The organism is Microbacterium sp. P03 (assembly GCF_043556235.1).
In the GTDB taxonomy this organism is placed as follows: domain Bacteria; phylum Actinomycetota; class Actinomycetes; order Actinomycetales; family Microbacteriaceae; genus Microbacterium.
Genome location: NZ_JBIGIM010000005.1, coordinates 178645 through 204982 on the forward strand (window position 1 = coordinate 178645; position 26338 = coordinate 204982).

The following is a 26338-nucleotide window of genomic DNA, read 5'->3' on the forward strand; positions in this document are numbered from 1 at the left end:
ATCCGCAGCCGGGAGCCGGGAGCCGGGAGCCGCCCCACCGACGCACGGGCGAAGCGCGCTGTCAACCCGCAGTCGCATAGCGCCGGCCGGCTCCTACGGTGGCCCGATGACCACCGATACCGACGCGCCGTCCACGCTCCACCGCGGCATCACCGGCCCACTCCTGTTCGCCTTCATCCTCGGAGACGTCCTCGGCGCCGGCATCTACGCGCTCATGGGCGTCCTCGCGGGCCGTGTCGGCGGGATGCTGTGGGCACCGCTCCTCGCAGCCCTCCTGCTGGCGCTGCTGACCGCGGGCTCGTACGCCGAACTCGTCACGAAATACCCGCGTGCCGGCGGAGCGGCCGTCTTCGCGGAGCGGGCGTTCAAGAACCGGCTGGTGTCGTTCCTCGTCGGCTTCAGCATGCTGGCCGCCGGTGTCACGAGCGCCGCGGGTCTCTCGCTCGCCTTCGCCGGTGAATACCTGGGGACCTTCATCGACCTGCCGCCCGTCCCCGTCGCGATCGTCTTCCTCGGAATCATCGCCGCACTCAATGCACGCGGCATCCGCGAATCGCTCGGGGCCAACTTCGTCATGACCGCGATCGAGGTCAGCGGGCTCGTCATCGTCGTCGTCGCCGTGACGTTCCTGGTGGCCGGTGGCGGCGGCGACATCTCGCGCGTGACTCAGGTGCCCGAAGGCACCGGCGTCGCCTCGGCGGTGCTGGCGGGCGCGATCATCGCGTACTACTCGTTCGTGGGGTTCGAGACGTCCGCCAACGTCATCGAAGAGGTGAAAGAGCCGTCCAAGATGTACCCGCGGGCGCTCTTCGCCGCGCTGGCGACCGCGGGCGTCGTCTACGTGCTGGTCGGGCTGGCGAGCTCGATCGCCCTCCCGGCCGACGAACTCGAGGCCTCCAGCGGGCCGTTGCTCGCCGTGGTCGCGGCGAGCGGGGTGGGCATCCCGTCGTGGCTCTTCAGCGTCATCGCTCTGATCGCCGTCGCCAACGGCGCGCTGCTCACGATGATCATGGCCAGTCGCCTCGCCTACGGGATGTCCGACCAGGGGCTGCTCCCTGGTGTGCTCTCGCGCGTCCTGCCGAAGCGTCGCACCCCGTGGGCGGCGATCCTGGCGACCACGGTCGTGGCGATGCTGCTGACGCTCGTCGGCGACCTGGCCACGCTCGCCGAGACGGTCGTCCTCCTGCTGCTGTTCGTGTTCCTCAGCGCCAACGTCTCGGTGCTGGTCCTCCGCCGCGACACCGTGGAGCACTCCCACTTCCGGGTGTGGACCTTCGTCCCCATCCTCGGCATCGCCTCGTGCATCCTGCTGATGACGCAGCAGCGTCCGATCGTCTGGCTGTTCGGGGCCATCCTCCTCGCCGTGGGCGTGGGGCTGTACTTCCTCTCCCGCTGGACGCGTGCTCGCCGTGGCGACCACCACGCCGTGCCCGCAGGTCGTGCGTCGGGCGGAGCCTGAGGTGGGACAGCCCGCGCGAAGACAGCGGTACCGACTGCACCGAACCGACCTCTTCACGTGGGTCATCACGTACGCCGGCACGACGGAGCCCGGCGCGCACCCCGTGGCGCATCTCACGCTGAACGAGCACGATCAGGTCGACGCGGTCTGGGTGCCCCCTCGCCCGCTGCCCGTACTCTTCGCCACGGTCGGCGACGCCCTCGACAGCCTCCAGGAGTGGGAGGACCGCCCCGACGGCGCCTCCAAACCCATACCGATCCCGCACCGTCCGCCCCCGCGCCGCAGGCCGCAGGGGTGATCGGCCGGCCCCCGAGCCCCGCGAGGGTGCCGCGGATCAGTACGGTGGGACACAACGGCCCGCCGCGGCCGCGAAGGTGGAGGTTCGGAATGCTGCGAACGACGGGAAACGGCGCATGAAGGTCGTCGCGGTCTACAGCACGAAGGGCGGGGTCGGGAAGACGACCGCCGCCGTGAACCTCGCCTGGGAGGCCGCGAAGGACTATCGGGTGCTGCTGTGGGACCTCGATCCGCAGGGAGCGACCACCTTCCTCCTGCAGGTGAAGCCCAAAGTGAAGGGCGGCGTCGGAGCCCTCGTGGCTGGTGACAGCAAGGTGTCGGCGGCGATCCGCTCCACCGCCTTCGACCATCTCGACGTGCTGCCCGCCGACGCCAGCTACCGCGATCTCGACCTCGTCTTCGATCACGCGAAGAAGTCTGAGCGGAGGGTCGCGAAGATCCTCGAGCAGGTGGAGTCCGACTACGACGTCGTGATCCTCGACTGCCCACCGGGGGCGTCGCTGGTGGCCGAGAACGCGGTGTTCTCCGCTGACGCGGTCGTCGTGCCGCTGGTGCCCTCGCCGCTGTCGATGCGCTCTCTGGAGCAGGTCACCGAATTCGTCGAGGCATCCGTCTCGAAGGCGCCGGTCGTGGCCTTCCTGTCGATGGTCGACCGCCGGAAGACCGCGCACCGTGCAGCCGTCGAACAGCTGCCCGCCACGCAGGCGGCCGTCACCGACGTGGTCGTGCCGGCGACGGTGCACATCGAGCGGATGGGCACGCACCGCGCGCCGCTCGGCTCGTACGCTCCCACCACCGAAGCCGCGCAGGCGTACGGCGAGCTCTGGAGTCAGGTGCGGGCGCTGGTCTCGCCGAAGGCGCGCAAGCGCAAGCGCTGACCACCGCGGGGGCGGAGGGCGTCCCCGCTGCTCGTCCGTCGGCTATTCGTCCGCCGTCTCCTGCCGACCGCGCATGACCAGGAGAGGGTCGGGCTCGCGGACGACCGCGTCGTCGCGTCCGTCGTAGTCGAACTGCCCGAGGAAGAAGCGCATGGCATTGATGCGGGCGCGCTTCTTGTCGTTGGACCGGACGATCGTCCACGCGGCATGCTTCTTGTCCGTGCGACGGAACATCTCCTCCTTCGCCGCCGTGTAGTCCTCCCAGCGGTCCAGGGACGCGAGGTCCATCGGCGAGAGCTTCCACCGACGGACGGGGTCGAGCTGTCGGAGAGCGAAGCGGGTGCGCTGCTCGGTTCGCGAGACCGAGAACCAGAACTTGGTGACGTGAATGCCGCTGTCGATGAGCATCCGCTCGAATTGCGGCGCCTGCGTCATGAACGTCTCGTACTCCTGGTCCGAGCAGAAGCCCATGACGCGCTCCACGCCCGCGCGGTTGTACCAGGACCGGTCGAACATGACGATCTCGCCGGCCGTCGGAAGGTGCTGCACGTACCGCTGGAAGTACCACTGCCCCTGTTCGCGCTCGGTGGGCCTCGCCAGGGCCACCACCCGAGCCGTGCGGGGATTGAGGTGCTCGGTGAAGCGCTTGATCGTGCCGCCCTTGCCCGCGGCATCCCGCCCCTCGAACAAGATGATCGCGCGCTTGCCGTGGTCTTCGAGCCAGTACTGGAACTTCACCAGCTCGACCTGCAGACGGTACTTCTCGAACTCGTACTCGTCGCGGTCCATCCGCTCCGCGTAGGGATACCCCTCCTGCCACGTGTAGACGGGGGCGCCGTTCGGGTCGATGAGGTCGGGGTCGGGAGTGTGACCGTCTCGAACCGAGTACCCCTCCTCCCGGAGCTGTTCGATGTACTGCTGCAACCCGTCGCCCATGCGCGTCGTCCCTTCCCACCCGTGGGGTGTCCTCCGGGCATTATCGTCGCCGCCGGTGACGCGACGGTGAACGGAGCGCGCCGTCGTGGGTTTCGGGCATGTCTGCGAGGATCGGTTCTCGTGAGCCTCCTCGTGAACGTCGTACGCGTCTTCGTCGATGAGGACGGCGACCACGGCAATCCGCTGGCCATCGTGTGGGCGTCGTCCGCGACACAGCGCCGAGAGCAGCAGATCGCCGCCGACCTCGGGTTCAGCGAGACGATCTTCGTCGACGCCGTCGCCGGGGGCTCGGCGCGGGCCCGCATCTACACCCCGACGCGGGAACTGCCGTTCGCGGGTCACCCCACCGTGGGGCTCGCGGCGTGGCTGCACGCGAGCGGTGACGACGTCAGGCAGATCGACGTCCCCGCGGGCAGCGCCCGCGTGCGGGTGGAGGGCGACCTCGTCTTCGTCACCGCACGTTCGGAGTGGGCCCCGGAGTTCGAACTCGTGCAGCTCGATGGGCCCGCCGCAGTCGGCGTCGTGGATCCGGACGCGTTCGGCTACAGCGCCGTCTACGTCTGGGCGTGGGCCGACGAGGAGGCCGGCCGGGTGCGCGCACGCATGTTCGCGCCCGATCTCGGGATCCGCGAGGACGAGGCGACGGGGTCGGCGGCGGTGCGCCTCACGGCCGCCCTGGGTCGAGACCTCGAGGTCTTCCAGGGCCAGGGCTCGAGGCTGTACACCCACAATCGCTATCTCGGTCAGCAGGTCGAGGTGGGCGGGCGTGTGTCGAGCGCGCGGACCATCGAGCTGCGCTGAGGTCCCGCATCACATTTCGGTCTCCGATGGCCCTCGCCTGCTCCGAGCGCCCATAAGTTATCTGCAGGAGGCGACGCAACTCGCGGCGTTCACTTCTGTTCTGGTTCGACGACCGATGGAGTGACGCCATGACTATTTCCCGACGCGGGTTCCTCGCCGGTGCCGGGGCGCTGACGCTTCCCGTCCTCCTGGCCGGATGCGGCTTCGTGCCCCAGAGCACCCCTTCCGCGCGCACCGGCACGCTGACGTTCACGACCTGGGGCACCGACGCCGAGCTCGCGGGCTTCACGTCCGCGATCGCCGCCTTCGAAGCCGCCAACCCCGGTCAGAAGGTCACCCTGAATGCAGTGCCCTACGAGCAGATGTTCACGAACATCGACGCCCAGCTGCAGGCGGGGAACCCGCCCGACATCTTCCGGGTGCCGTACTACACGTTCGGCGCCTACGCGGGGCGTGGCCAGCTGCTCGACCTGAAGCCGCTGCTGTCGTCGGACCGCGAGGCGCAGTTCACGCCGACCGCGTGGAAGGCGGTGCAGAACAACGGCGGCGTCTTCGGCCTCCCCCACCACACCGACACGTCGGCGATCCTGGTCAACCGCGAGATGCTCGCCACCGCCGGTATCACCGAGGTGCCCGAGAGGCTCGAAGACGCCTGGACCTGGGATGAGCTCGCCGACATCGGCGACCGCCTGCGCGCGGCACTGCCTGCCGACCGCTATCCGTTCGCGTACAACTGGCAGGGCAACGGCGTCACGCGCTGGTTGAGTCTGCTGTTCCAGGCCGACGGCGCGTTCCTCGAGTCCGATCAGAAGACTCCGGCGATCGATTCGGATGCCGCGCGCAAGGCCATCGAGTTCTCGAGCTCGTTCTTCTCGAAGGGCTACGTACCCGCCAACAACACGATCGCCTCGTCGAGCTACGCCAGCGAGTCCTGGTTCTCGCAGTCGGTCGCCATGGTGTGGTCGGGGGCGTTCCAGCTTCCCGACGCCGACGCCACCGCGTCGTTCGACTGGACGGCGACCTTCGCTCCCCGTGACGTACGCGGCGGCGGCGACTTCGGCGGCAACGCCCTGGTCGCCACGGCGCAGACCGCCCAGCCGGAGCTCGCCGCGTCGTTCCTGGAGTTCCTCACCGACGCCCCGCAGATGTCATCGTTCTGCCAAGCCGCGTCGCTGCTGCCGACCCGCGCCGATCTGCTCAACTCGGATCTGCTGTTCGACGTGCGTCCCGAGCTCGCGCCGATCTATGCGGCGCAGGCCAGCACCGTGCAGCCGCAGGACGTCGCCCAGGTCGCGTCTCCCTCGATGTCGGCCATCATCCCGGTGCTGAAGGAGCAGCTCGATCTCGCCTTCACCGGTGCACAGGATGCCTCGGCCACCGTCGACGGGCTGCAGCGCGGCATCGCCGCGGCCACCGGGGCATAGGGATGGCGGGCGCCCGCCGGGCCGGTGCGCGCAAGGAGGCGTTCGCCGCCTACGCGTTCATCGCGCCGAACTACGCACTCCTGCTGATCTTCGTGCTGCTCCCCCTCGCGGGCGCGTTCATCGTCAGCCTGCAGAGCACGGACGGATTCGGCGAGGGGACCTTCACCGGGTTCGACAATTACGCGCGGCTCGCGTCGGATCCGCTGTTCTGGCGCTCGCTGGGGAACACGCTGCTGTTCACGGTGATCGTCACACCGCTGTCGATGCTGTTCGGTCTGCTCGCGGCCGTGCTGCTCAATTCCGCGCTGCCCGCAAGGCCCGTGCTGCGATCGCTGCTCATCCTGCCGATGGCGGTGTCGGGCGTCGCCACGGCTCTCATCGGCATCCTGATCTTCGACCAGAACTCGGGGGTGCTGAACAAGCTCGCGCAGCTGTTCGGCCTTCCGTACATCGACTGGCAGTCTCAGCCGGCACCGGCGTTCGCGTCGATCGTCATCGCGACGGTCTGGTGGCGCACGGGCTTCAACATGCTGATCTACCTGGCCGGCCTGCAGGGCCTCGGGGCGGATCTCTACGAGGCCGCGCGCCTCGACGGCGCGAATGTCGTGCAGCGATTCCGCCACGTGACGGTGCCTCTCCTCGGACCCACCACGTTCTTCCTCGTCGTGCTGAACGTCATCTACTCGTTCCAGGTGTTCGACATCGTCTTCGTCCTGACCGGCGGTGGGCCCGGTGGCGCGACATCGGTCCTCGTCACCTACGCGTACGACACCGGATTCGTCACGCGTGACCAGGGCTACGCGGCGGCCATCGGCATGGTGCTGTTCGTCTTCGCGCTGCTGTTCGCCGCCGGTCAATGGCGCGCCAGCCGAACAAGGGATCTCGTCGAATGAGCACCGCAGAAGTGGACAGGACGGCAGCGGACCCGCTCGCACCCGAGGGGTCGTCGCCGAGCGCGCGAAGACCGAGGTCGGCCCAACAGCGGTCCTCGCGGTGGGCGACCGTCGTGCGCACGGTCATCGTGCTGGTCATCGGGCTGCTCACGATCTCGCCGCTCTACTGGATGCTGGCCGTCGCCTTCTCCACCCGCTCGGAGCTGCTCAGCGGCGGTGATTTCCGGCTGTGGCCGCGCGAACTCACCCTCGAGAACTTCGAGCGCGTGTTCGGGTCGTTCCCGGTCGCGACGTGGTTCGGCAACTCCGTGGCGATCGCCGTCGTGGTGACCGCGCTGTCGGTGGCCACCAGCCTGCTGGCCGGGTACGCGTTCGCCCAGTTGCGCTTCCCCGGGTCGACGGCGCTGTTCTTCGTTGCGCTGGCAACCCTCGTGCTGCCCGTCCAGGTGATCATGGTCTCGCTGTTCCGCCTCATCACGGGCCTCGGGCTGTACGGCACCTACTGGGGCGTGATCCTTCCGAGCGCAGCATCCGCTTTCGGCCTGTTCCTCGCCCGACAGTTCATCCTCGGCATCCCGCGCGAACTGATCGAGGCGGCGCGCCTCGACGGCGCGAGCCACTTCCAGATCTTCCTGCGCATCGTGCTGCCGATGTCGAAATCCCTCATCGCCGTGCTGGTCTTCATGGGCCTGCTGCAGTCGTGGAACGACTTCGCCTGGCCTCTCATCGCCCTCAAGGAGAACCAGCTGTTCACGCTGCCGATCGGCCTGCTCTTCCTGCAGGGGCAGGCGAACAGCGACTACGGCGCCACGATGGCCTTCGCGCTCATCAACGTCGTGCCGATCGCCATCGTCTTCCTGTTCTTCCAGAAGTACTTCATCGCCGGGTTCGCGCGCAGCGGCATCAAATAGGGACGGATGCTGCGGGGCGCGCGCGATCGTACGCACTCGGTCATGCGTTGTCCAGGCCCGCGGGTTTCGGGCCGGTTCCGACGCACGATGAGCGCACACAACCCGTGCCAAGGAGGCCCTGATGTATTTCCACTTGCAGCAGCTGATCAACGAGATCGAGCAGGACGAGCCGGATCCGGCGGCGGCGAACGCCCTTCAGGAGGGCCTGGGCGGCCAGTTCGGCGAGATGCGCACGATGATGCAGTACCTCTTCCAGAGCATGAACTTCCGCGGGCCCGCTGCCAAGCCCTACCGCGACCTCATCCAGGGCATCGGCACCGAGGAGATCAGCCACGTCGAGCTGATCGGGACGACGATCTCACGCCTGCTGGACGGCGCTCCGGAGTATCACGGCAAGCTCACCGACCCGCTCGACAAGCCCGGAGCAGGTGGAGCCACGCCGCTGAACATCGCTCTGGACCACGGCAACATCCACCACTACCTCGTGGGGGCGCAGGGCGCCATGCCCGTGGACGCGGCGGGCAACCCGTGGCTCGGCAGCTACGTGTACAACTCGGGCAACCTCGTGCTCGACCTGCTGTACAACCTGATGCTCGAATCGACCGGCCGCCTGCAGAAGTGCCGTCTCTACGAGATGACCGACAACAAGACGGCGCGGTCGACGATCGCCTACCTCATCGTGCGCGACCAGGCGCACGAGAACGCCTACGCCCAGGCGCTCGAGACGCTCGGCGTGCAGTGGAACAAGACGTTGCCGATCCCGAAGACCAATGCCGAGAGCTTCCCCGAGGTCAAGCGGCTGCTCGACCTCGGCCTGCAGAGCAAGCAGTACTCGTTCGACCTCGGAGACCAGTCCGAGGCCGGCAAGATCTTCCAGGGGATGTCGCCGTCGAAGGACGGCACCACCCTCGACGCGAGCCAGCAGGCACCGGAGGGCGCTCCCCTGACGATCTCGCCCGAGCGGTTCGAGGAGTTCGCGCCCGGTGCGGACGAAGACCTCATGGCGCTCATCGAGGCCACGGCCGCGATGGAGATGTCCGACATCGACGCGACGTTCGGCCGGATGTAGCCCGAACGACGGGAACGACGGGCGGGCGGCGACCACGGTCGTCGCCCGCTCGTCGTCAGCGGCGGAGGTGGGCGATGATCGCGGAGGCGACCGCACCGGGCGCGGTGTGCTGCACGACGTGGCGGTGCCCGGGGACGACCGCGACGAAGCCCTCGGCCGCACTGTCGCGCAAGCGCCGACACCACCGGATGCCGGCGACGGGGTCGTTGCCACCGCGGATCACCAGGAGCGGCGCCGTGAGGGCGGCGACGCGTTCCTCGATCGGGTACCCGATCATGAACGGGAGGTGCCGCGCGTACCAGCGCGGGCCGCACCGGAGGTAGTCGGTGAACACGATGGCGTTCGCACCCGGTGTCTCGCCGAGGACGTCGGCGGTCAGGGCCACGGCCTGCGCCGGCGCTGAGCGATGCTCGCTGTCTGTGACGGGGCCGATGACCACGACCGCCGCGGTCAGCTCCGGCCGCTGCGCGCCCAGCTCCACGACCCACTGCGCGCCCATGGAGTGCCCGACCAGCACGGCCCGCTCCACGCCCAGCCGCGTCAGCACGTCACCGAGCGCGGTCGCCGTCTCGGCGATGTCGGGAGCGTGGTCGGGTTTGGGCAGTCCGGCGAATCCCGGCAGGTCGATCGAGTGCACCGAGCCCGTCGCCGCGAGTCGTTCGTGGAGGCGGCTGAGGTAGCGGTGCGAAGCACCGATGCCGTGGATCAGCACGAACGTCCTGCTCGTCCCCTCGGGGCCGTCGGACGACCTCACCCGGAAGGAGAGACCGCCGACCCGCACGACGCTTTCGCGGATCATCAGCGTCGCATCCACCGCGCACCCGGCCCGCTCTGCATCTCGTTCACTGCGCAACCGTACCCCTCGCAGGCGCGATCAGCGCACACCCCTGTTGTCAACCCTCAACCACCCGAGCAGCGAACGGACGTAGGTTCAGCCCAGTTGCCCCAGACCTCGGTCGACTCCATCGTCGTCGATGCGCGAGAGCGCAGGACCGGAGCCACCATGACCACACCGACCCGGGTCGCCACACGAGTGCGATCGACCGGCCCCAGCGACTTCACCGAGCTGTCCGCGCGGATCCAGGCGATGGGGCTCATGCGCCGCCGATACGGCTACTACTGGACGAAGCTCGCGCTGACGCCGATCGTGCTGGCCGCTGCCATCGTCCTGTTCATCCGGGTCGGCGAGAGCTGGTGGCAACTGCTCGTCGCCGCAGGGTTCGCGGTGCTGTTCACGCAGATCGCGTTCCTCGGCCACGACGCCGCCCATCGGCAGATCTTCGCGTCGGGCACGTGGAACGATTGGACGAGCCTCATCATCGCCGACCTCTTCATCGGCATGAGCTACGGATGGTGGCGACACAAGCACACCCGCCACCACGCCAACCCGAACAAGCAGGGGGCGGACCCCGACATCGAGCTCCCGGTGATCTCCTTCACCCCGGAGCAGGCCGCGCGCCGCCGTAATCCCGTGACGAGGTGGCTCGTCAGCCATCAGGGAGCGTTCTTCTTCCCGATCCTCCTGCTCGAGGGAGTATCCCTCCACGCGTCCGGCATCGCCCGCGTCCTGCACCGTGACCACGTGGACCGACGGTGGGTCGAGATCGTGTTCATCACTCTCCGGCTCGGCGGATTCATCGCCCTGGTATTCATCGTGCTCTCGCCCGGCCTCGCCGTGGCGTTCCTCGCCGTGCAGCTCGGCCTCTTCGGGTTCTACATGGGCGCGTCGTTCGCGCCGAACCACAAGGGCATGCCGATGGTTCCGGCGACGCTCAAACTCGACTTCCTCAGGCGGCAGACACTGATGAGTCGCAACATCCGGGGAGGACCTGTCGTCGACACCCTCATGGGAGGCCTCAACTACCAGATCGAGCACCACCTGTTCCCTTCCATGCCGCGCCCGCATCTCCGGCACGCGGCGCCCATCGTGCGCGCCTACTGCAAGCGGCTCGACATCCCGTACACCGAGACCGGACTGATGCAGTCGTACGGCATCGTGCTGCGCTACATCAACCGTGTCGGCCTCGGCGAGCGCGATCCCTTCGACTGCCCGCTCGTGGCTCAGAGACGGGCGATCTGATGGAGTCCCGTCCGGCTTCACGTGCGACGGCCCCCTCCCGGGAAAACGTCATCCCCCGTGTAGCCTCGGATCGACGGCACCATCACCCACGCGACTCGTCATCTGACAGAGGCGAGGCGGGAGTACATGGCTGCGTCATTACCGGGCGATGATCGAGACGACTTCGCCCAGGCCCTGAGGGGTCTCACGACCGCCGGATCAGACGGCGACCTGTGCGGTCCCTTCGTCCGGGCCGTCGGCGTGTCGGGGGCGTCCATCTCCACGCTCGGCCGACCGCTCGGGAGCCAGGTGGTCTGCGCGAGCGATCCGGTGGCGGCGCGCATCGACGAGATCCAGATCGATCTCGGCGAAGGACCGTGCTGGGACGCGCTGCGCACACGCCGGCCCGTCCTCGAATCCGACATCCGGCGCACAGGCGGCGACGGGTGGCCCGGCGCGCGCGAGGCGTTCCGCGCCCTCGACGTCGGCGCCGTCTACGCGTTCCCGCTCTTCGTGGGAGACCTGGGGGTCGGGTCGGTCGACCTCTACTCGCTGCCTCATCGGCAGCTCTCCCTCGTCGACATCGAGGACGTCACGGTGCTCGCGGCGATCGCGTCGCGACATATCCTGCGGCGTGCGCTCGATGATCTCGACACCGCCGACGAAGGCATGGCCGATGGCCCCCACTCTCGCCGCGAAGTGCATCAGGCGACGGGAATGGTCGCCGCCCAGCTCGGTGTCGGCGTGGATGAGGGCCTCCTCGTGCTGCGCGGGCGGGCGTTCTCCTCGGGTCGCTCCGTGAGGGACATCGCAGCCGACGTCGTCGCGCGGCGACTCACCTTCATCCCCTGAACAGAGCGGCATACACTCAACTATGAGCACAAGAGAAGACCAACTGCTGCAGACCGTGGCGACACTGGCCGACTCGCTCGTCGACGATTTCGACGTCGTCGAGCTTCTCCAGCTGCTGGTCGACGAGTCCGCGAAGATCTTCGCGTCGAGCGCCGCCGGCATCCTCATCGTCGGGCCGTCAGGCGATCTGGAGGTGCTGGTCTCGACCAGCGAACGCAGCGAATTCGTCGGTCTCATGCAGCTGCGGGCGGGGCAGGGACCCTGCGTCGAAGCCGTCACCACCGGCCGAGTGGTGTCGGTGGAGGATCTCCGCAATGTCGCGGACCGCTGGCCCGAGTTCGCCGCCGACGCCCGCCGTTCCGGCTTCGCGTCACTGCACGCCATCCCGATGCGCCTCCGCGACACCGTGATCGGCTCACTCAACCTCTTCGGCGACCGCGTCGGAGCGCTCAACGCGAACGACGCCGCGGCGGCGAAGACCCTGACCGACATCGCCACGATCAGCATCCTGCAGCAGCGTCTGGTCGAGGAGTCGATGATCGCCCAGGGTCAACTGCAGCGGGCGCTCGACAGTCGCGTCCTGATCGAGCAGGCGAAGGGCTACGTCTCGCAGAGCAAAGACGTCGACATGGACGACGCGTTCCGCCTCATCCGCGCGCACGCCCGGTCGTCGCAGACCGCTCTCAGCACCGTCGCCGCAGAGATCATCGCGGGGCGACTCGCCCTCTGACGCCCGGCCTCACTGCATCTCGTGAGAGAGCTTGAGGTTCAGCGCGTCGGCGATCGTCAGCGCCCCCTCCGGCGGCTCCGACACGGCGTAGAGACCGGTCGGGGCGTTCGCGGTGTACATGAGGGCCTCGACCCATGCCCGATTGACCTGCGGCTGCCTGCTGCCGTAGAACTTGTACGCCAACGAGACGGTGGGGTGCACCCAGACCATCGTGCGTCCGCTGCCGACGCTCGCTTCGTCGCGCCACGTGAAGTGGAACGATTCGCCGCGACGGAGCTTCGCTCCGATGACGAGCTGAAGGTGTGCGAGGAGGCGATCGTCGAAATCGACCTTGATCGTGGAGTCGTAGATGAACTTGCCCATGACAGACCTCTCGATGTGGGGATCAGAGGGCTCCGAGGTCTGGGGGCAACGGCTCGAAGGTGAGCCGTCCACGCGCGAGGAGCAACCGCTGCAGTCCGCTCCCGACAGGTGACTGATAGTCCAACGATCTCACACACCAGGCCGTGGCGACAGGGGGCTTGACGTCATCCGCGCCCCCCGGGACGCGAACCTCATCCCGCTCATGTTTCGGCGCGTAACAGACGACCCGCGCCGGACGGCGCGCTCACCATAGTCTCCCTCCATGGTTTCCCGCCGCTCCATTCCGCCGATCGAGATCTGGCACGCGCAGCACCTCGCTCAGGTGCAGGCCTCGCCGTCGAGCACCGCCGCTGCGCCTTCACCGTCGTTCGACGTCGACGCCGGAGCGCTCCGGTGACGTCGCCGCAGGACCTCGGCTTCGCCACCCGGCAGATCCATGCCGGAGCGGAGCGGGACGATTTGCACCGGCCCCGGGCGACGCCGATCTACCTGACGGCCGGGTTCGTGTTCGACGACTTCGAGCAGGCGAACGAGCGGTTCTCCCCGTCCGGCGACGGATACAGCTACACGAGGGTCGGCAACCCGACGAACGCCGCGGTCGAGCGACGCATCGCCGACCTCGAAGGGGCCGCGGGGGCGCTTCTCGTCGGCAGCGGGCAGGCCGCCGTGTCGACGGCGATCCTCGCCCTCGTCGGAGCCGGGGACCACCTCGTGTCGGCGAACAGCATCTACGAGGGATCGCGCGAGCTCTTCCGCGACAACTTCGGGCGGCTGGGCATCACCACCTCGTTCGTCGACGACGCCAACGATCCGGCGGCGTGGGAGGCGGCCATCCGTCCCGAGACACGCGTGCTCTTCGCCGAGTCGATCCCGAATCCGAAGAACGACGTCGTCGACATCCGCGCCGTGGCCGCGGTCGCACGCCGCCACGGGATCCCGCTGATCATCGACAACACGCTGGCGACGCCGTATCTGCTCCGGCCGATCGAGCACGGCGCCGATGTCGTGGTGCACTCGGCGAGCAAGTTCCTCGCCGGTCACGGCACGGTGCTCGGCGGCGTCATCGTCGACGCCGGTCGCATCGAGTGGTCGACCACCGGTGCCCGCTACCCGCATCTGACGGAGAATCGCGGCGCCGACGGGCGGACGTTCGTCGAGCGTGCGGGCCGGGCCGCATTCCTCACCTATGCGCGATCGGTGATCGCCCTGCGTCAGGGGCCGTCACCCTCTCCGTTCAACGCCTTCTTCATCCTGCAGGGCATCGAGACGCTGTCGCTCCGCGTCCAGCGGCACTCCGATTCCGCGCGGCGCATCGCGGAGTGGCTCGAGGCGCACCCGGCGGTCGCGTCGGTCGACTACAGCGGCCTGGAGTCGAGTCCGCACCGGGCCTTGGCCGAGCAGTACCTCCCCCGCGGCCAGGGATCGGTGTTCTCCTTCACCCTCCGCGGAGGGCGGGATGCCGCGCGCGCGTTCGTCGACACCGTAGAGCTGTTCACCCGGATGACGCACCTGGGTGACGTGCGCTCGCTCGTGCTGCACCCCGCCTCGACGACGCACGCCGGTCGTTCCGAGGAGGAGCGGGTCGCTGCGGGGATCGGCCAAGGGCTCCTGAGGGTCTCGATCGGGCTGGAGGATGCGGAGGACCTGATTGCCGACCTCGACCGCGCGCTCGCGGCCGTCGAGGCATCGGAACTGCTCGAACGGGCCGGCATCCGATGAGCAGGCTCCAGCACTTCGGATGGTTCCTGTCGCGCGGTTTCGGCCCGCACGGGTGGGCGCGGCCCTACTACGAATGGAATTACGACTGGCAGAAGCCCGGCATCTACCAGGAGGGAGCGCGCACCCTCGAGCAGGCGGGTTTCGACTTCGTGCTGATCGAGGACGCCCTGTCACTGGGGATCAGTCCGGAGACCCTCGACCTGCGGGTGCGGAAGGCCTACGGCGGACCCAAGCACGACCCGTGGACGCTCACTCCGTACCTGTTCGCCGCCACAGAGCACCTCGGCGTGATCCCCACCGCCAACCCGGCGGGATTCCTGCCGTACACCGCCGCGCGGCAATTCGCGTCGCTGCAGCATCTGAGCGGCAGCCGGCTGGGTGTCAACCTCGTCACCGACGTCGGCAGCGCGCACCACTTCGGGCAGCAGAGGCTGCCGCACGACGCCGCGTACGACCGTGCCCAGGAGTGGATCGACGCGCTGCGCGAGCTCTGGCACAGCTGGGGCGATGACGCGCTCATCGCCGACCCCGTATCCCAGCACTACGCCGACGGCAGCCGCATCGGCGCGCTCCGGCACCGCGGGCAGTACTACTCCTTCGACGGTCCGTTGAACGCCGAGCCGTTCCCCGCGGGGGATCCGATCGTGGCGTCCCCGGGCGGGTCTCCCCGCGGCATCGACTTCGCGGCCCGCAACTCGGGCATCCAGCTCGCGCTGACCCGTCTCGACGTCGCGAGCGTCCGCGCCTACCGCGAGAAGGTCCGTGCGGCCGCCACCCTGCAGGGTCGCGACGCCGCAGACATCAAGACGCTCTTCGTCTTCAAGCCGATCGTCACGGCGAGCGCGGAGGAGGCCGATCGCCTCGTGCGCGCCTCGCTCCACCCCGACGACGCCGCCCTGCGCGAGGTCGCCGAGGCGTGGTCCAGCGACCTGGAGACCGATCTGACGGCGCTCGATCTCGATCGACCCCTCGATCCTGCGGTCTTCGGGGAGCACGTGTCGCAGGGCACCATCAAAGGACTCCGCGGACGCTACGACAGTTTCGCGGACGCATCGCTGCGTGACGTCCTCGCCGCGAAAGCCCGCCTCGGCCGTATCGGCGACGGCGACGGCGGCGCGGTGGGCACCGCCGACGAGATCGCGGACCTCATCGAGGAGCTCGGAGAGGAGGCCGACAACGACGGGCTCCTGTTCTCCGGCGATCTGCACCCCGTGACGCTGCACAGGATGCTCGACGACCTCGTTCCGATCCTGCGACGCCGCGGCATCCTCCGCACCGAATTCGCGCCCGGAGGACTGCGCGCCAACCTGTCGTCGTTCTGACGGTCGAGCCCGCGGTCGGTGCGCCTGGATGATCCGATGCTCTAGCGTGGCCATGTGTACGTCAGAGACGGATTCCTCGGCCAGCGGCTGCGGGTGCTCTCGGCTCCGCTGGCCGCACGCGCCGCGACGAGTCCGCTCACCGATCGCCTGCTGGTGACGGATGCCGGATACTTTCCGCATGCCGCCGCCCACGGGCGTTCCCGGCCGCGCGGGGCGGCGCAGGCGATCGTCATCATCTGTGCGAGCGGCGCCGGGTGGCTCGAGCTGGAGGATACGCCGCCGGTGCGCATCGAGGCAGGAGCGGCGGCGGTGATACCGGCCGGTCGGCCGCACCGATATCGCGCGGATGGCAACGACCCCTGGTCGATCTGGTGGGTGCACGCGACCGGCCCCGATGTCGACGAGCTCGTGACCGAGATCGTCCGCGACGACGACCCGGTCGTGCGCCTGCGCGACTCCTATTCGGCCATCGCGGGGATCGACGAGGCGCTCACCGCGATGGAGGACGAAGAGACCACGGCCGCGCTCTACGTCGCCTCGGGTGCCGCGTGGAGGCTGTTCGCGCAGCTGGCGGCCGATCGACTGCGCGGACCCGCTCTGACCAACGACCGGATGGAGATCGTCCAGCAGTACCTTCGCTCCCATCTTTCGAGCTCTCTGTCGGTCGCTGAGCTCGCCCGGCTGGCGGGGCTGAGCGCCTCCCACTTCTCCGCGCTGTTCAAGGCGACGGCCGGCATCCCCGTGGTCGAGTACATCAAGCGACTGCGCAGCGCTCGGGCCCGCGAGCTGCTCATCACGACCGACCGATCGGTGACCGAGATCGGCGAGGCCGTCGGCTACGCCGATCCCTTCTACTTCTCCCGACAGTTCCGCTCGATCAACGGCGTCAGTCCGACGGTCTTCCGCGCGCGGTCGAGGGACGAGCCGGCGACGTGACGGGCTCGGCTTCCTCCCGCGAGAAGAGCAGCAGCTCGGGGAGGCTCGTGGCGAAGTAGTCGACCTCGCCGGTGTCGTGGCGGGCAACCGGTGCCGTGAACGGCGAACGGGCCTCGCCCAGCGAGCGCGGAGGGTCCCCGAGCGGCAGGCCCAGGGCCAGGCGTGCGCGGTCCCACGCGGCGAGGACCCGACCCTCACCCCCCTCCCACGGTTGGAACGGGCGGCTCTCGAGCAAAGCCAGCGCGTGGGCGGGGCGACCGACCGACACCAGGAGGTCGGCGAACTCGACCACCAGGTCGTCCCGCTTCACCACCAGCGACCGTCGCGCCTCGAGTCGCGCGACCCGGTGCGCAGCGCTCTCGCCCAGCCGCGCCGCCAGCTGATCACGCTCGAAGAGAAGCCGCGGGTCCGTCGGGCGGAGCGCGAGCGCCCGCTCGTAGAGCTCCACCGCGGCATGGTCGTCGTGGGCGATGTTGAACGACGCCAGACCGGCGTTGCGGAGGACCACGGGGTCGGTGCTGCCCGCCTCGATGGACGCCCGCCAGGCAGCGAGTGCCTCCGACCGGCGACCCGCGTCATACAGCAGACCCCCGAGTAGCCCGCCCGCGACGACGTCGTCCCCGGTGGCGACGGCGGCGACGAGGGCGTCGTGGTCGTCGAGTCCGGCCGGGAACGCCCACTCGAGATCGGCCGTCCGGGCGCGGCGACGCTCGGCTGCGGCGACCTCTTCTCGTCCGGCGCGCTGCAGAAGGAGAGCCTTGTGATAGCGCGCGACCGCAGACACGTTGCCGGCGCCCGAGGGTGTGGACTCTGCCGCGGCATCGAAGACCCGGAGGGCCGCTTCGACCTCCCCGGCCTGACCCAACTCCACGGCGACATCCTTCCTCGTGCGCCCGTCTTCGGGGAGCGAGCCGTCGCGGAGATGTCTCAGCACCGGGTTGAGCGGGTCCTCCGCGAGGCCGCGGTCGAGCGCACGCTCCGCGTCGTCGGTGCGGCCGAGTCGGCGCAGGAGCACGACGAACAGCACGGCGCGCCGGCGATCGTTCCCGCCGAGCTGCGCGAGCTCTTCGAGGTCGGCGAGAGCTGCGGCATCACTCCCCGCCCTCGCCGCCTGCCGGACGAGCTCGAGGCCGGCGGGAGCGAAGAAGGCGGCATCCCACCTCGCACGTGCCCATGCCGTCGCCGCCCGGTCGGGGTGACCTCGGCGGTCCTCGATCAACCCCATCAGGTAGTAGGCCTCGCCGTCCCGCAGGTTCGCGTTCCGGCGCGCGGCCCGTTCGAGCGCGATCATCGCGTGGGCGTGGGCGGTCTCGTAGTCGCCGGAGCGATAGGCGAGATCTGCCAATGCCAGCCGCACGCGGGCGTCGCGTGGGTCCCGCGCGATCGCCTCGTTCCAGTACAGCAGGGGCGAGCGGGTGGGATGCCGGTACTGCTGAAGGTGAAGTCCCGTGAGGTAGAGCTCGTCGACGCTCTCGATATCGACGGGGGCGGGCGGCTCGTCCGCGGTCCACGGCTCGTCGGCCAGGACATTCACCGCCTCCCACGCGACGAGCACTCTGCCGTCGGCAGCCTGCAGCTCGGCGGTCGTCCCCGCGGCCCAGGGCGCGTCGGACGAGACGACCATGACCTGACCCGGCCCCAGATCCATCCTGTTCTCGGCGAGCATCAGTCCCTCGGCGTCTCGGATGACACCTCGCGCGCCGGAACGCGGCGACGTCACCGCGAAGCGCGCGACGACCGGACCCTCTCGATCGACGTGCACCGCGGCATCCGGCGTCGCCTGATGCACGACCCCGATCGCGCCGACCGGATACCAGAACTGGCTGAAGCGCTTCGTCTCGCCGGGGGCGAGCCAGGAGAAATCGGGCTGATTGTCGGTGTACACGCCGGCCATGAGCTCCACGTAGGGACCGTCGTCGTCGGTGAGATGGGCGTCCCACGCATGCCCGAACGGGGCATCGCCCCACGTCCACTGCTTCTTGCCCGGGGCGATCCGCCGGTCAGCCCAGTGGACCACCCCGGCGCCGGCCGCGTGATCGTAGCCGCCGAAGAAGTCCTGCGCGGTGTCGACGATCATGTAGGAGGTCGGCACCGGGATGTTGCGGTAGAAGTCGATGCGGTCCGAACCGGCCTGCTCGGCCTGACGCGAAGGGTAGTCGACGCCGTAGTACGGGCGGTCCGCCGAGGGGAAGCGGGTGAGGGCTCGTCTCGCATGGTCGGCGACGTACCCGACGTCTTCGGGGAAGAACGACTGGTAGTCGTCGTGCACGCGGACGGCGGCATTCGCCCACCACAGAAAGGTCTGCGTGTCACTCGTGCGGTTGTGCAGGCGCACATCGATCTGCACGACCGAGCGATCGGGGTGCAGCCGGATGCCGTGGGTGCCCTGCATCCTCGTGAACGGGTCGTGATCGCTGCACCAGACCACGACGCTGCCGTCGGGCGACTCCTCGATGAGCGTCTCCACCGGGAGGAACGTCGCCGGTCGGTGGTGCTGCGGCCAGTTGAACTCCACGCCCCCGCTCACCCACGGGCCGGTGAGCCCCACGAGCGCGGGCTTGATCACGTTGTTGCGATAGAAGAAGTCGTACCCGGTCGTCTTGTCGTAGCCGATGTGGATACGGCCGCCGAGCTCGGGGAGGATCATCAGGCGGACGAATCGGTTCTCGAGGTGGATGGCCTGCCACGGGCGGGACTCGGGTGTCGACGCGACGCGTTCGTAGAACGGCAGCGGATACACCCGGCCGCTCGACCCCTGGTAGACGCGGTGATCGAGGAACATCGGGTACGTGGAGGGTGGTTCGGGCATGTAGGTCGAGATACTCACCGGCTCCGACCAGGCGATCGTCGCCCCCTCATCGAGTCGTCGTTGCAGGTGTGCGGGCGCAGCGGGCAGCACGAGGCGCGCACGCCCGGAAGCCTGATGCGCTCCACGAGCGGGTGCGCGGGTGGTGTCGTTCGTCATATGTTGTCCGCCTTCTTCGAGGGTGTCTCAGTGGGCGGCGTCGACGGAGCGGACGCGCGTGATGCGGGCTCGGTCGATGCCGAGCACGGGTTCCGTCGCGCGGGGACGCACCCGCGGGTCGACGAAGACCCCCGACGCGGGGTCGAAAGGCAGCGCCGTCAGCCGCACCTGCCGATCGCCCGCAGTCAGAGCGAGGTCCCACTCGCGTCCGTACCAGTACTGGTCGACCGTTCTGCGCCCGTCCACCGACGCGCGACCCACGTCACCCGTCCACTCGACGGAGAGCAGCGCCATCTCATCCGCACGCTCGAACGCCGCCTCGGGGATCGTGATGACGGCGGTCGCGGCCCGGTCGAAGCTTTCATCGGCGGGCGCCGAGAATCGATCCGCAGACCCTCCCCGTCGAGTCGGAGCCGGGACGGCGCCGTTCAGGTGCACCGTGATCACCGGGTCGATGGCCTGCGGGGTGGGCCCGTCGACGGTGTACACGGCGAGTACACCCGATCGGTCATCGATGCGTTCCACTCCCGCGCCGGTCGCCCGAAGCGGCGGAAACGCCCGCAGGAGCTGCCCGGCGTCCGTCGCGAGAAGGCGCAGCGTGCCCCGGTCGAAGACGAGACCCTGCTCCCAGAGCAGGACCGTGTCGACTCCGCCGACAACCCCTCGCCAGACGCGGCTCGCCGTGTGCGGGTCGAGCACGACGATCGTGGTGTCCTCTACCCGCAGCACGGCATGCACCCCGGGAGTCTCGTCGACGGCGACGAGAATGCGATCGCCGTCGGCGGCCACGACGCGTCCGCCGTCGACGTCCGCCACCGCGACACCCTCGAAGACGAACTCGACGGGCACCCCGGCCGTCGAGCTCACCAGCACGAGAGGGCCCTCGGATGCTGCAACCTCGGTGATCGGTTGAACGGTGGCCGACACCGCCTGCAGTCCGCCCAGCGGCCGTCGCACCGGCCAGATGAACGAGGCTCCCGATTGGATCGTGACGGGCGCCGACGGCAGGACGACTTCGCTCTGGGCGAGCTCCACACGGAACTGCACGTCCGGCAGCTCGGGCAGGGGATCCGCCGCAGGCTGATGATTGTTCACGAAGAGGAAGCCGCCGGTCTCGTCGCCGCGGAACGAGAACCGCGGGTCGCCCGCCACGGTCGGAGCGATGACGGTCGTCGACTCGAGGAGCTCTCGGGCGTAGCGCTCCACGAAGAGATGCTGCTGCCGCAGCAGGTGGTAGTGCTCTCGCAGCTGGCCGAGTGCGCCGATCGGCGCATAGAAGTCGTAGTCGGTCGTGGGCATATCGTTCGGGTAGCCGGTCGCGTGCGACTCCTGCGTCGGGCCGAGCTCTCCCGCGAAGTGCGTCCCCCCGTGGTACATGTAGTAGCCCTGCCACGCCGAACCGCTGCCGAGCTTGACCAGAGCGAGCGCGGCGACATCGGCGGGTTCGACCAGCGGGCGACGGTGATAGGCCACCGTCATACCCCCGCCCAGTTCGCAGGTCACCCAGGGGAAGCGCTCGTCCTGAGTGCGCGCGACGGCGGCCGTGCCGCGGACGTCGGCGCCCACGGTGAGGTCGTCCCGAACGCTCGAGAACTCGAAGTGGGTCCGGCCGAACGCGGGCCAGAGCTCGTCGCTCTCCGCCCAGAAGCCGTCGGAGTAGCCGGCATAGATGGGCATCAGATCGGGCGGCAGCTGCGCGCCGCCCCAGCCCGTCGCGGTCCACAGGGGGGCGGTGAGACCGACGCCCTCCGCGGCGGTGCGCAGCCACGCGAGGTGTTCGGGCTGGTCGTAGAGCTCGTTGTCGGTCTGGAACCCGATGATCGCGGCATCCGGCGTCGTCTCGGTGCGCACGAAGTCGCCGACCTGACCGGCGATGGCCGCGTACCAGGCCAGAACCAGCGCCTGGTAGGCGGGATCGTTCGTGCGGTGACGGATGTCGAGGGCCTGCACCCAGTCGGGGAAGCCACCGTTGCGAGTCTCGCCGTGCACCCACGGCCCGAGACGCATCATGACCTTGAGTCCGTGGGCGTCGGCGAGCGCGAGGAAGCGCCGTACGTCGCGGTCGCCGTCCCACCGGAAGGCGCCACGGCGCTCTTCGTGGGCGATCCAGATGAGATAGGTCGCCACGACCGTCACGCCGCCGGCCTTCATCTTGAGCAGCTCGGTCTCCCACCGGGAGGCATCGTCACGGCTGAAGTGGTACTCCCCCATCACGGGGAACCAAGGTGCGCCGTCGCGCGTGACGAACCGGTCGGTGAACGAGACGGCGCCCGGTCGACCGTCGGGCTCACCCATGCCCGTGAGCGACGCGATCCCGTCCTCGGCGATCGGGGCGGGACGGGCGGTCAGAGAGTGAATCACGGAGGGTTGCGCCTTTGCGTCGTGCGGTCGGTTCTGGCGGGATGATCCCGCCCCGGCCCTGCCACGCTACGGCGGCGATTCCCTCGGGTGAATAGAGGAAGCGGGGCAGCGGCTGGACGATCCGACGAATCGATGTGCGTTCCTGGTTTCGACGCCGCCCCGCGTCCGGAGAGTCACCCGGGAACGACGAGCTGACTGATGATGAAGGCCGCGCCCTGCGGGTCCTCGATGACGGCCTCGCGCGTCCACTCCGTGTCGGTCACGGAGGTCACCATCCCGCCGAGCGACCTCGCCCTGTCCGCCGATTCATCGCGGTCCGCGACGGCGAATCGGATCCACCAACGGGCCTCGGAATCGGCTGCCGAGAGGCCGGCGATGACGTCGTCGAATCCCTCCGGCGCGAACTCCTGCCTCCGATGGATGTCCGGATCGGGGCCGGATGCCAGGAAGTCGCCGTATCCCGGAAGCCTGACCATGCCCGCTCCGAGCTCGGGACTGACGACCCAGCCGAAGACGTCGCGGTAGAAGCGCATCGCCTGCTCGGCATCGAGGGTGGCCAGGTCGCTGAAGTTCCAGGCTCCCGGTTCGTTGACAGCCTGTGCACCCGGACGCCGCCGCGCCTGCCAGAGGCGGAATCGCGCTCCCTGGGGATCGAGACAGGTGGCCGCACGGCCACCCGGCCCGGCATCCTCGGGAGGGTCGACGATCGTGCCGCCCGCGCGGGCTATCGCCGCCGCCGTCTGGTCGGCGTCGTCGCACGCGATGTAGCTCACCCACCCGTCACTGCCCCCGCCCGGAGCCAGGGCCGCCGCATCCTGCCCGTCGAGTGTGGCGATCATGTAGGCACCGGGAGCATCCGGCGGCATCGCGTTGCTGAAGGACCAGCCGAAGAGGCCGCCGTAGAACCGCATCGCTCCGTCGAGGTCAGACTGGTTCAGGTCGACCCAGCAGGGAACGCCCTGCGGGTAGGTCCGTGTCATGCCGGCCATGTCGTCCTCCGTCTCCGTGTGCCTCAGACCATAGGATGGGCCGCCGACATCGTCATCACCCGACCGGCGGCGGGGGTGTTCGCGGGCACAACTCCTCGAAGACCGTCCCCGCCTCCAGGAAGAGGCCGTCGCGAGGCCCCGCAGTGCTCGGATGTGAGGAGTTCCGCCCACCCACAACCCGTCACTCCGCCGGGCCGGCCCCGCTCACCGTGTGCCGCCGGTGCGAGGCAGGGCGTCGAGGAACGAGAGCACGGCGGTCGCGGTCACCTCGGGTTGCTGCGCCTGCGGGTAGTGGCCCGCGTCGGCCACCATCACCACCTCGGCCTTGAGCGCATCGCCTATGAAACGGCCCTCGGCGGCCGGATCCTTGAAATCGGGGTCCCGATCGCCCATGATGACGATCGCCGGGGCGGTCACGGCGTGGAGCTTGGCCTCGGCCGGGGCGTGGTCGGTCTGCCGGGTCGTCTGCGAGAACGCTTTTCCGTACGGCTTGCGCTTCAGGCTCGACACGACCGCGGTCCGGTACTCCTCGAAGTCGTCGGGCTTGCGGCCGGCATAGAGGGTGGGCATGTACCCCTTCCACACGGGAGCGATCCACAGCGGCGACATCATCGCGCGGAACATCAGGCGCGTGAAGGTGCTCGCCGGCGGGTTGCGCACGAACGCGCCCATCAGCACCAGGCCGTCGACCTGCTCGGGGTGGTCGGCGGCGACGATGACCGCGGCACCGGCGGCGAGGGAGTTCCCGCCGATCACGGCCGTTCCGCCCAGCTCGTCGATCAGCGCCGCCACGTCGCCGGCGGTCGCGACATCGCCGTAGGACGTGAACCCGGTGTCGCTGTCTCCGTGGCCCCGCAGGTCCATCGTCGCGACCGAGTACCCGGCTGCGACGAGCGCGGGCGCGAGGTAGCGGTAGGACGAGCGCAGGTCGCCCATGCCGGGCACGAGCACGACCAGAGGTCCGTCGCCCTGCAGGTCGTAGGCGACGCGACCCTGCGGACGCGAGAGGTAGCGGGTCGGGAGGGCGGAGGAGGGGCTTGAGGAGGTCATGTGGCTAGTCTGCATCTCTCTTTAGCTATAGTCAATAGCCAAACGGAATTCCTGCAGATCATGCCGTCGAGGCGGTGATCTCCTCGACCGTCTGCACGCGCGCGTACGCGCTGCCGAGGGCGGCGATGAACGCGGCGTGCACCATGGCGCCCGGCACGGTTGTGCCGCCGTATGCGAGATCGGGAGCCGCGCACGCGTCGGCGGCGACGGTGACCGGGAAGCCGAGATCGGATGCTGCGCGCACGGTGGCGTCGACGCACATGCTCGTCATCATCCCGGCGACGACGAGCTGCGCCTCCTCGTATCGGTCGAGCTCCTCCTGCAGAGGCGTGTCGAGAAACGCATTCGGATTCTTCTTCACGACGACGGGCTCGCTCGGTCGCGGTGCCACACGGTCGTCGAATTCCGCCCCCGCCGTCCGGGCGACCAGGAATCCGGCATCCGGTTCCCCCTCGTGCCGGACGTGGATCACCGGGAGTCCGCTCGCGCGGAAATGCTCGAGCAGGGAGGCGGCGCGGTCGGCGGCGTCGTCGGGGGCGACGAGCGGCAGGTTCCCTCCGGGGAAGTAGTCGCGCTGGATGTCGACGAGCACCAGGACTGAGGTCATGCCCCGACCCTAGTCGGGGGTGGCGACCGGTCGGGGGCGGAGATGCACCCGCGGTCTGCGGGTGCGGGCAGACCCGCTCGACCACCGCTCCGGGCTACTGATGGAAGATCGGGATGACGAGGTAGATCCCGTAGATCGTCGCAGCCACTCCGACGGCGAAGAAGAGGGAGGCCGCGGCGGTCGCCGACGCGGGGCGCGGTCGGGTCCGGGGACGGACGATCGCCTCCGGGCCGTCGACCTCGCTCCCCTCCGGCACTTCGATGTCGGGCGCGCCGACCGCGAGCAACCTCGTGCCGAACGCGTACGAGCCGGCCACGACCACGGTCGCGACGAGGCTCACGACGAAGACCAGGCCGATCGACCCCCAGTCGACTCCGAGCCACGGGGTCTCGGCTGCTGCTGCGAGAGGTGCGATCATCGCGGTCACCGTGCCTTTTCCATGGATGCGGTCGGGGAGTCGCCGGGTTCCGCAGGGTCGCCGGCCTCGTTCACGTTCTCGTGCGTGACGGGCGTGCGGCGGGCGAGGAAGAAGAACCCGAGTCCGATCCCGACGCCGACGACGGCGACGGCGACCAGTCCGAAGGTGCTCGAGCCTCCAATCCAGGCGGCGAGCCCGCCGACGAGGGCGGCGGCCGGCATCGTGAACAGCCACGCCGTCGCGATGCGCCCGACCGTGCCCCACCGCACCTTGGCGAGATGCTTGCCCACGCCGGCGCCGATGACCGCGCCGGACGTCACCTGTGTCGTCGACAGCGGGAAGCCGAGCGTCGAGGAGGTCAGGATCGTTGCCGCGGCACTCGTCTCGGCCGCGAACCCCTGCGGCGCCTTGATGTCGGTGATGCGCTTGCCCACGGTGCGCATGATGCGCCACCCGCCCAGATAGGTGCCCAGCGCGATCGCCAGACCCGAGACGATGATGACCCACACCTGCGGACCGGTGCCCGTCTCCTGGTAGCCCGCCACGATGAGGGTCAGCGTGATGACGCCCATCGTCTTCTGCGCGTCGTTCGTGCCATGGGCGAGAGAGACGAGGGATGCCGATACCGTCTGCCCGTGCCGGAATGCCGAGGTCGATCCGGCGGCGGTCGCCATCCGGGTGATCTTGTAGACGAGGTACGTCGCCACCAGCGCGATCGTGCCCGCGATGAACGGCGAGAGGAGCGCCGGCAGGACGATCTTCGACAGGACGCCCGCCCAGTTGACGGCGTCGAACCCGGCGCCGATGACCGCCGCACCGATGAGGCCCCCGAACAGCGCGTGCGTCGAGCTCGACGGCAGGCCCAGCCACCACGTGCCGAGATTCCACAGCACCGCGCCCACCAGTCCGGCGAAGATCATGGTGACGGTGATTCCCGGAAGTCCGGCGTCGTCCTCGGTCAGGATCCCCGACGACACCGTCTTGGCGACGGCCGTCGACAGGAAGGCGCCGACCAGGTTGAGGACCGCCGAGATGAGCACAGCCACTTTGGGTCGCAGTGCGCCGGTGGCGACCGACGTCGCCATCGCATTCGCCGTGTCGTGGAAGCCGTTCGTGAAGTCGAAGAAGATCGACGTCGCGACGACCAGCAGGACCAAGACCATCACGTCCACAGACGCGCCTCCGTTCGTCGACTGATCGGACCGGCGAGAGTCCCGCAGACACGTTAGGACTGCCGCCGCGCCACCGGTTCGAACGGCAGGTGAAGAGGCGGCGAACAAACCCACCCCGGACCGGGGC

At 69.2% G+C, this 26338-nt stretch carries 25 protein-coding genes; 15 read left to right on the forward strand and 10 right to left on the reverse strand.

The annotated features are described in order from the left end of the window. Positions 1-106: 106 nt before the first annotated feature. The 3 genes from ACFXOO_RS13825 to ACFXOO_RS13835 all read left to right on the forward strand — a co-directional run bounded on the left by ACFXOO_RS13825 (position 107) and on the right by ACFXOO_RS13835 (position 2634). Positions 107-1459: an APC family permease gene (locus ACFXOO_RS13825; protein WP_378841814.1), complete on the forward strand. Its 1353-nt coding sequence runs from the start codon at positions 107-109 to the stop codon at positions 1457-1459. A gap of 1 nt (position 1460) precedes the next feature. Continuing rightward, positions 1461-1757 (forward strand): hypothetical protein, encoded by a 297-nt coding sequence (locus ACFXOO_RS13830; RefSeq protein WP_378841816.1) that lies wholly within the window; start codon positions 1461-1463, stop codon positions 1755-1757. A gap of 115 nt (positions 1758-1872) precedes the next feature. Then, a complete protein-coding gene (locus ACFXOO_RS13835) occupies positions 1873-2634 on the forward strand; it encodes a ParA family protein (protein ID WP_378841818.1) in 762 nt (253 codons plus the stop codon). 42 nt (positions 2635-2676) lie between these two features. On the opposite strand, the gene ppk2 is transcribed toward ACFXOO_RS13835, so the two are convergent. Continuing rightward, positions 2677-3570 (reverse strand): polyphosphate kinase 2, encoded by an 894-nt coding sequence (ppk2, locus tag ACFXOO_RS13840; protein ID WP_378841820.1) that lies wholly within the window; start codon positions 3568-3570, stop codon positions 2677-2679. 120 nt (positions 3571-3690) lie between these two features. Here ppk2 and ACFXOO_RS13845 point away from each other — a divergent pair, with 120 nt between their 5' ends. The 5 genes from ACFXOO_RS13845 to ACFXOO_RS13865 all read left to right on the forward strand — a co-directional run bounded on the left by ACFXOO_RS13845 (position 3691) and on the right by ACFXOO_RS13865 (position 8668). Next, positions 3691-4371, forward strand: a complete 681-nt coding sequence (locus tag ACFXOO_RS13845) for a PhzF family phenazine biosynthesis protein (RefSeq protein WP_378853735.1) — start codon at positions 3691-3693, stop codon at positions 4369-4371. 128 nt (positions 4372-4499) lie between these two features. Continuing rightward, a complete protein-coding gene (locus tag ACFXOO_RS13850; protein ID WP_378841824.1) occupies positions 4500-5795 on the forward strand; it encodes an ABC transporter substrate-binding protein in 1296 nt (431 codons plus the stop codon). Positions 5796-5797: 2 nt separating this feature from the next. Continuing rightward, a complete protein-coding gene (locus ACFXOO_RS13855) occupies positions 5798-6688 on the forward strand; it encodes a carbohydrate ABC transporter permease (RefSeq protein ID WP_378841827.1) in 891 nt (296 codons plus the stop codon). After that, positions 6685-7599, forward strand: coding sequence for a carbohydrate ABC transporter permease (locus tag ACFXOO_RS13860; RefSeq protein WP_394563897.1), 915 nt, complete (start codon positions 6685-6687; stop codon positions 7597-7599). The genes ACFXOO_RS13855 and ACFXOO_RS13860 overlap by 4 nt, the downstream gene beginning before the upstream one ends. Positions 7600-7720: 121 nt before the next feature. Then, positions 7721-8668, forward strand: a complete 948-nt coding sequence (locus ACFXOO_RS13865) for a manganese catalase family protein (protein WP_394563898.1) — start codon at positions 7721-7723, stop codon at positions 8666-8668. A gap of 55 nt (positions 8669-8723) precedes the next feature. Here ACFXOO_RS13865 and ACFXOO_RS13870 read toward each other — a convergent pair whose 3' ends face one another. Continuing rightward, positions 8724-9467, reverse strand: a complete 744-nt coding sequence (locus tag ACFXOO_RS13870) for an alpha/beta fold hydrolase (protein ID WP_394563899.1) — start codon at positions 9465-9467, stop codon at positions 8724-8726. Positions 9468-9671: 204 nt separating this feature from the next. On the opposite strand from ACFXOO_RS13870, the gene ACFXOO_RS13875 reads away from it, so the two are divergent. From ACFXOO_RS13875 to ACFXOO_RS13885, 3 genes are all read left to right on the forward strand, one after another. Beyond that, positions 9672-10748 carry a fatty acid desaturase family protein gene (locus ACFXOO_RS13875; RefSeq protein ID WP_394563900.1) on the forward strand — a complete coding sequence of 359 codons (1077 nt, stop codon included), beginning with the start codon at positions 9672-9674 and terminating at the stop codon, positions 10746-10748. Between the two features lie 126 nt (positions 10749-10874). Further along, positions 10875-11579, forward strand: a complete 705-nt coding sequence (locus ACFXOO_RS13880) for a GAF and ANTAR domain-containing protein (RefSeq protein ID WP_378853743.1) — start codon at positions 10875-10877, stop codon at positions 11577-11579. Between the two features lie 22 nt (positions 11580-11601). After that, positions 11602-12309: a GAF and ANTAR domain-containing protein gene (locus ACFXOO_RS13885; protein WP_378841839.1), complete on the forward strand. Its 708-nt coding sequence runs from the start codon at positions 11602-11604 to the stop codon at positions 12307-12309. 9 nt (positions 12310-12318) lie between these two features. Here ACFXOO_RS13885 and ACFXOO_RS13890 read toward each other — a convergent pair whose 3' ends face one another. Beyond that, positions 12319-12672: an ATP-dependent DNA ligase gene (locus tag ACFXOO_RS13890; RefSeq protein WP_378841841.1), complete on the reverse strand. Its 354-nt coding sequence runs from the start codon at positions 12670-12672 to the stop codon at positions 12319-12321. A 262-nt stretch (positions 12673-12934) separates the two neighbouring features. Between ACFXOO_RS13890 and ACFXOO_RS13895 the strand changes: the two genes are divergently transcribed. Genes ACFXOO_RS13895 through ACFXOO_RS13910 form a run of 4 tightly spaced genes read left to right on the forward strand, consistent with a single transcriptional unit; the run spans position 12935 to position 16649 of the window. Then, positions 12935-13069: a hypothetical protein gene (locus tag ACFXOO_RS13895; RefSeq protein ID WP_378853745.1), complete on the forward strand. Its 135-nt coding sequence runs from the start codon at positions 12935-12937 to the stop codon at positions 13067-13069. Further along, on the forward strand, positions 13066-14391 hold the full coding sequence (locus ACFXOO_RS13900) for an O-acetylhomoserine aminocarboxypropyltransferase/cysteine synthase family protein (RefSeq protein WP_394563901.1): 1326 nt from the start codon (positions 13066-13068) through the stop codon (positions 14389-14391). The genes ACFXOO_RS13895 and ACFXOO_RS13900 overlap by 4 nt, the downstream gene beginning before the upstream one ends. Then, the gene (locus ACFXOO_RS13905) at positions 14388-15713 is read left to right on the forward strand and encodes an LLM class flavin-dependent oxidoreductase (protein ID WP_394563902.1); all 1326 of its coding nucleotides are present in this window, start codon (positions 14388-14390) and stop codon (positions 15711-15713) included. Before ACFXOO_RS13900 ends, ACFXOO_RS13905 begins: the two co-directional genes overlap by 4 nt. Before the next feature lie 54 nt (positions 15714-15767). Then, positions 15768-16649 carry a helix-turn-helix domain-containing protein gene (locus tag ACFXOO_RS13910; RefSeq protein ID WP_378853751.1) on the forward strand — a complete coding sequence of 294 codons (882 nt, stop codon included), beginning with the start codon at positions 15768-15770 and terminating at the stop codon, positions 16647-16649. Here the strand turns inward: ACFXOO_RS13910 and ACFXOO_RS13915 are convergent. The 7 genes from ACFXOO_RS13915 to ACFXOO_RS13945 all read right to left on the reverse strand — a co-directional run bounded on the left by ACFXOO_RS13915 (position 16600) and on the right by ACFXOO_RS13945 (position 26211). Then, positions 16600-19614 (reverse strand): DUF5107 domain-containing protein, encoded by a 3015-nt coding sequence (locus ACFXOO_RS13915; protein WP_394563903.1) that lies wholly within the window; start codon positions 19612-19614, stop codon positions 16600-16602. The genes ACFXOO_RS13910 and ACFXOO_RS13915 overlap by 50 nt on opposite strands. 27 nt (positions 19615-19641) lie before the next feature. Then, a complete protein-coding gene (locus ACFXOO_RS13920) occupies positions 19642-21975 on the reverse strand; it encodes a beta-galactosidase (protein ID WP_394563905.1) in 2334 nt (777 codons plus the stop codon). A 173-nt stretch (positions 21976-22148) separates the two neighbouring features. Further along, on the reverse strand, positions 22149-22964 hold the full coding sequence (locus ACFXOO_RS13925; protein ID WP_394563906.1) for a VOC family protein: 816 nt from the start codon (positions 22962-22964) through the stop codon (positions 22149-22151). A 204-nt stretch (positions 22965-23168) separates the two neighbouring features. Continuing rightward, a complete protein-coding gene (locus ACFXOO_RS13930; RefSeq protein ID WP_394563907.1) occupies positions 23169-24014 on the reverse strand; it encodes an alpha/beta fold hydrolase in 846 nt (281 codons plus the stop codon). A gap of 58 nt (positions 24015-24072) precedes the next feature. After that, complete coding sequence (locus ACFXOO_RS13935) at positions 24073-24621, reverse strand: cysteine hydrolase family protein (protein ID WP_378841858.1); 549 nt, start codon at positions 24619-24621, stop codon at positions 24073-24075. 94 nt (positions 24622-24715) lie between these two features. After that, on the reverse strand, positions 24716-25039 hold the full coding sequence (locus ACFXOO_RS13940; protein ID WP_378841860.1) for a hypothetical protein: 324 nt from the start codon (positions 25037-25039) through the stop codon (positions 24716-24718). A 5-nt stretch (positions 25040-25044) separates the two neighbouring features. Continuing rightward, on the reverse strand, positions 25045-26211 hold the full coding sequence (locus ACFXOO_RS13945; protein WP_378853763.1) for an anion permease: 1167 nt from the start codon (positions 26209-26211) through the stop codon (positions 25045-25047). Positions 26212-26338: the final 127 nt, after the last annotated feature.